At 41.7% G+C, this 5418-nt stretch carries 6 protein-coding genes and 1 tRNA gene; all 7 read left to right on the top strand.

Annotated features, from left to right (window positions below; all coding sequences use genetic code 11):
- Positions 1 to 12 precede the first annotated feature (12 nt).
- A tRNA-Glu gene (locus tag JXL83_09540) sits at positions 13 to 86 on the top strand.
- A gap of 46 nt (positions 87 to 132) precedes the next feature.
- Complete coding sequence (locus JXL83_09535) at positions 133 to 1701, top strand: family 10 glycosylhydrolase (protein MBN2364359.1); 1569 nt, start codon at positions 133 to 135, stop codon at positions 1699 to 1701.
- A gap of 8 nt (positions 1702 to 1709) precedes the next feature.
- Positions 1710 to 2765: a PASTA domain-containing protein gene (locus tag JXL83_09530; GenBank protein MBN2364358.1), complete on the top strand. Its 1056-nt coding sequence runs from the start codon at positions 1710 to 1712 to the stop codon at positions 2763 to 2765.
- A gap of 165 nt (positions 2766 to 2930) precedes the next feature.
- Complete coding sequence (locus JXL83_09525) at positions 2931 to 3326, top strand: Hsp20/alpha crystallin family protein (GenBank protein ID MBN2364357.1); 396 nt, start codon at positions 2931 to 2933, stop codon at positions 3324 to 3326.
- Between the two features lie 14 nt (positions 3327 to 3340).
- Positions 3341 to 3709 carry an Hsp20/alpha crystallin family protein gene (locus JXL83_09520; GenBank protein MBN2364356.1) on the top strand — a complete coding sequence of 123 codons (369 nt, stop codon included), beginning with the start codon at positions 3341 to 3343 and terminating at the stop codon, positions 3707 to 3709.
- Between the two features lie 12 nt (positions 3710 to 3721).
- Entirely contained in the window at positions 3722 to 4201 is a 480-nt protein-coding gene (locus tag JXL83_09515) for an Hsp20/alpha crystallin family protein (protein ID MBN2364355.1), read from the top strand.
- A gap of 71 nt (positions 4202 to 4272) precedes the next feature.
- Entirely contained in the window at positions 4273 to 5397 is a 1125-nt protein-coding gene (locus tag JXL83_09510; GenBank protein ID MBN2364354.1) for a hypothetical protein, read from the top strand.
- Positions 5398 to 5418: the final 21 nt, after the last annotated feature.

Below are 5418 nucleotides of genomic sequence, written 5' to 3'. Positions count from 1 at the left end.
GTGTAAAAAAAACACCCGTTAGTGTAAGTGGTTAACACATCGGCCTTTCAAGCCGAAGAGTACGGGTTCGAGTCCCGTACGGGTGAAATATAACTGGGCGGATGGAATTTTCTTTCCGCCCGCTTTTATCTAATGATTGTCATATTATTCTTATTAGTTATTTCAACAAACATCACTGAAGACAACGTGAAGAACGTTAGAGCGGTCTGGCTTCCTTCAGAGTTCATCGAGCAGGCGCCTGAATCCTTTGGATGGTTCAGTTCTCAAAGCATCAACACGGTCGTCATTCAGGCCGTAAAGAACGGAACGGCATATTACCCGTCTTCTGTTTTGCCTGTTCATGAAGAAATAAACTATGACCCGCTTGATTTAGTCCTCACGGAACTAAAACAAAGAGATTTAAAAGTTTATATCTGGATCAACACTCTTCTTGTATGGTCAGATTTCAGAATGCCTGAGGATCCGGAACATGTGCTAAACTTGCATCCTGAATGGGCTCTGATAGATTTATACGACTTCAAGAGGAAAGGTTTCATTCCTATCGATTCACTCATAAACGAAGGATTTGAAGGAATATATCTGGATCCTTCAAATCCAGATGTCATATCTTATCTCTGCTCTGTTGCGAAAGAACTGACGTCAAAATATGACATAGACGGAATCATCTTCGATTTCGTAAGGTATCCTTCCGAAAACCTGCCCCCGGACCTCTATCTTGAATTACCTGATCTCGATCCGGACAATTTGCTCAAATACGCTCCTGACAGCCCCAGATCTCTTTTAAACCAATGGCTCTTTTATAGATTTTTAAACAGGAATTCCAGAAGGATCGAAAACATTGACGCTGTAATTTTTGCTCTGAACGAATCCGTAAAGGCTGTCAAACCGGATATAAAAACTGCCGCTACTTCTTTTCCCGACGTAAGACAAACGTCTCTTTATCTTGCTCAAAACTGGCTGCGCTGGAACACCGATTATGTGTGCCTTTTTTCAGACACTTTCATGAATGACACAGTGTTCCTATACGACGGAATTAATTTACTTCTAGCGTCGAAATCACCTATCATCATTGCAGACGAAAGAACTTCCGGAACCGTTCACCTCTTGCCAGGATTGAGGTACGACAGAGAGACTGTTTATTCAACGCCCATATCTTTAAATTTCTTAATTTCCGATTCCCTGAGCGATTTGTCTGATTTCAATCTTCCTTTCGAAACAAGAGCGGAGGAATACGTCCAAAGTTTTATTTCTTATTTCGATGAACTTTACTATTCCATAATAGATTCTATCAGTTACTCCAAGATTGATTATGAAGAGCATCTTGTCTTTACCGCAATTTACAGGGAGGACGCAGACACCACACAAATCAGAGAAGCTTTCCGGTTTCTCTCAAACGGTGTCTCTCCGGTGCAGGTATGTTACATGTTCAATTCAGGAACATCGCCGTTTCCAAACGACTCGGTCAGGCGTCGTGTAATTCTCGGAGACACTCTGCCCCCTTTTGTTTCCTCGTCAGACGACAACACACTCATTTTATCCGGAGGGAAAATCGGATTATATTTTCATTCATTCAGATTTACCGGAATCACTAAATATTTCGGTGAACTCAATCAAAACGAAAAAAAAACTGCTGTTCTCGGCGCTTTAACCGACGAAGCCGAAAAGTACTGGGAATTTGACAACGGCTCCGGCAACGAATAGAATTGCTTATGCCTAAAAAGAACAATGAAAGTAATCCCGTGAAGATTTTCAATTTCACACTGTCGGTGCTGACAGGTTCTCTTATCTCCGCTGTAGTGATGTTCGGTGTTTCGAAACTTGCTCTCTTTTCTCTTTTCAAAGTTACTGACATTTCTTCTTCTTCAGTTAAAAAATTTTTCATTCTTATGGCCGTCAGTTATTTCGCTTTACTGCTTTTGTCTATGCTGTGGTCATTCATTCTTTCAAAAATAGCCGGAAAAATGATTTCAGGGAAATACAGAAAAGGTTCGGCTTCAAAATACTTCTCTCTTGTCTCCCTTGCCTTTTTTACCCTGTCCTCCGGATTCTCTTCAGGCTTTGTTTACACAGACGCATTCATAGACTCTGCGGGACTAAACCCTGAAAAAACCGCTTTACCTGACCTTTACGGGCTCAATCTCGAATCAGCTCAGATACTTCTTTACGAACATGGTTTCGACTCTGTACCAATTTCAAACATACACTATTCGAACCTGAGTTCAGAGATGCCCGATAGCGTTATTATAAGACAGGACCCGCCGGCGGGAACTTACATTTCCGACCCTTCACAGATTGAGCTGTGGATTAATGTCCTGTCGGATAACATCGACTGGGTTCCTGATTCCATGCAGACAATCCCTCATCTCGGAGGACTGCCTCTTGAAAGAGCGCTCGTAATTATGTCCTCTAAAAATTTCAGTTTCGAAATTGAATCCCTTTACTGCGACACAGTCCAGGAAAATTGGATCATCGGTTCTTCGCCAGAAGGTGGGTCTGACGCTTTGCCCGGCACGAGAATAAGAATTTTTGTTTCTCTCGGATCCAAAGCACTAATAGTTCCTTCTGTAGTCGACATTAAACTGATCGAGGCTGAACTTATGCTTAAAAACATGGGTCTCGTCATCTTTGTTGACAGCGAGACAACAAATCCTTCTCCGCCAAACACTGTCATATCGCAATTCCCACTCCCAGGTGACACTTCGTTTAACGGCGACACGATCAGAGTGATTGTTTCTTCCGGAATTCCGGATACCATGGAATTCTGAACATATAATCTCAACACATCGCCATTAAATAGATATAACGGCCGCTTCCGTCTTTCTGAATTCATGCAAATCTGATACAGAGGCGTAAAATAAATTTTCCATATTGACAAAAAATAATTCTCAAATACTTTTTTAATTGGAAGTGGACGAAAAAAAGGAGGGTTTATGATACACGATCTTTTTCCTGTCGAAACTTACGAGGATATTCGCAGGCTTAGAGAGAGCATAAATTCTGCTTTCAATAGCATTTCAGCCGGTTATCCTCCTTGCAGTATCTATGAGGGCCAGGACAAAACGGTCTTAAGATTCTTCGCTCCGGGTATGAGTGTAATAGACGTCGTTGCAACACCCGAATCGCTCACTCTCACGGTCGAGAGAATAAAAACCACTGATGATCAGGCGATTAAAGAGGAAAGGATTTTCGGCAGTTTCAAAAGAACGGTTAATTTCCCTTTCAAAGTCAATACAGAAAAATACGAAGCCGTTTACAAAAACGGCGTTATCACTGTGACTTTCGAGAGGGCAGAAGAAGACAAACCTAAAAAGATAAGAATTAAATAGCACCGGAGGTGTTTATGCAGACTACGGAAAAAAAAGAAATTCAGAAAAGGACGAATATCTGCAAACCGGCGACTGATGTCGTTTCGTGCGAGGACGGCATAAAAATATTCATGGATCTGCCGGGCGCAGACGACAAAAGCACAGAGATATCAATAGAAAACAATGTTCTGACGGTGAAAGCTTCATACAGCGATGCTATGGGGGAGATGTTTAGAACACTTCACAGAGAATATGACGAATGCGATTACCAAAGGGAATTCACTCTTCCAAAAAACGTATCATGCCGGAAAATCAATGCATCTATGAAAGACGGCGTTCTTGAAATGTTCCTGCCGTTTTCTGACGAAGTAAAACCAAGAAAAATCGAAATAAAAAAAGAATGAGAGGAGGCAATCATGGCTTTCAAAGACTTGATACCTTGGCAAAGAGAAGACCATAAAAAAAACGGAGAACCTGTCATGATTTCCTTTCAAAGGGAAATGAACAGACTGTTCGACGATTTCTTTACAGGATTTGAGCCCTCCGCCGTTTTTAGGACAAACGATTTTTTCCCGAGAGTGAACGTAAAAGAAGACAGGAATAATTTTACTGTCTCTACCGAACTACCCGGTATGGACGAAAAAGATGTTGAAATAACTATTAACGAGAACACGCTGAAGATATGCGGAGAAAAAAAAGACGATACCGAAACCGAGAAAGAAAACTATTATTACGTTGAAAGAAAATCCGGTTATTTCAAGAGGATCATAAATCTACCCTCTGAGGTTGAAGCTGACAAAGCCGAGGCGACTTTCAAAAAAGGAGTTCTGGAAATAAAGATCCCGAAAACCGAAAAACGTGAAAACATCAAAAAAATTTCGATAAAAAAAGAATAATGATAACGGGATGTAAAACATCCCGTTATTATCAAGTTTCATTAAAAAGCATTTGCTGATAAAATACATAAATGATTCTAACTTTTATTATATTTTTTACTGTCTGCAGTAAGACAGTACTTTTCGATCAGTCTCATTCGCAGACAAATTACTCCAGCTATGACTTTATAGTCGACGACAACTCGCCGATCCCCCAACCTTATCCGCCGTCAGGACCTAATTCCTGGAATGGTCAGCTTTCAACTTGGGCTTACGAAATCTATCTCATGGGACACAGTGTAAGGATAAACACCGACTATATAACATCTTCGACTTTTAACGGAGTGGATCTTTTCATAATACCCGAACCGCAAGACACTTTTTCAGTTCCCGAGATGGACGCCATAGAAAATTTCGTTTTGTCAGGCGGAAGTCTTCTCATAATCGCCGACCACAACGGGTCTGACAGAAACGCCAACGGATGGGACTCTCCGAGCATCTTCGACGGATACACTCAACCACACATAACAACTTTTCCCGGCAATGATCCTGAAAGATTCATCAAGCCGAGATTCGGTATGCATCTTCATGTCAAAGGAGAAGGCAACAACAGTATAACCGGCTCATGGACCAACGTCTCTTCTTTGCCGGACGACCCCATTATTAACGGACCTTTCGGAAAGGTTGACACGTTCACCTACCACGTCGGAAACGTCTTTTCGGTATTTCCCGGAATTAACGCATCCCTTGATTCCCTTCGCGGGCATATTTGGAAAAACATGTCTCCTCAGGACACTACACTTATTATTGTCGTCACTTGTAAAGCCGGCAGCGGGAAAGTCGGAGGAGTCGGCGATTCTTCTCCATGCTGTGACGGAAGCGGACCAACAAGCCATGAAAACAACTGGATAGAGCACGACAACAGGGAGCTTTTCCTCAATCTTTCCACCTGGCTTCTCGAACAGGAGACTGCCGTCGAAGAATGTTACGCCTGCTTTGTCGATTTTTCTCTTTCAGCTTCCTGTTTTTACAAACCTTTCTTATCAAAACAAAACATATTTCTATCCGATGTAACAGGAAGAGTAATATTTTCAACCTCGCCGACGGAGTCAAACAACGGCTTTACGCGCTATCAACTTCCGTCAGATTTAAGACCATCCGTTTATTTTATTTCATCTTCTGACGTGATAACTTGTAAATTCGTCGTATTACCGTGATTTTTTTCTTTACAGCTTTTT

The sequence above is a fragment of the candidate division WOR-3 bacterium genome, from assembly GCA_016934535.1.
GTDB lineage: Bacteria > SDB-A > SDB-A > SDB-A > SDB-A > JAFGIG01.
Note: the sequence above shows the minus strand (reverse complement) of the source record. Positions and strands in the feature narration are given on the sequence as shown.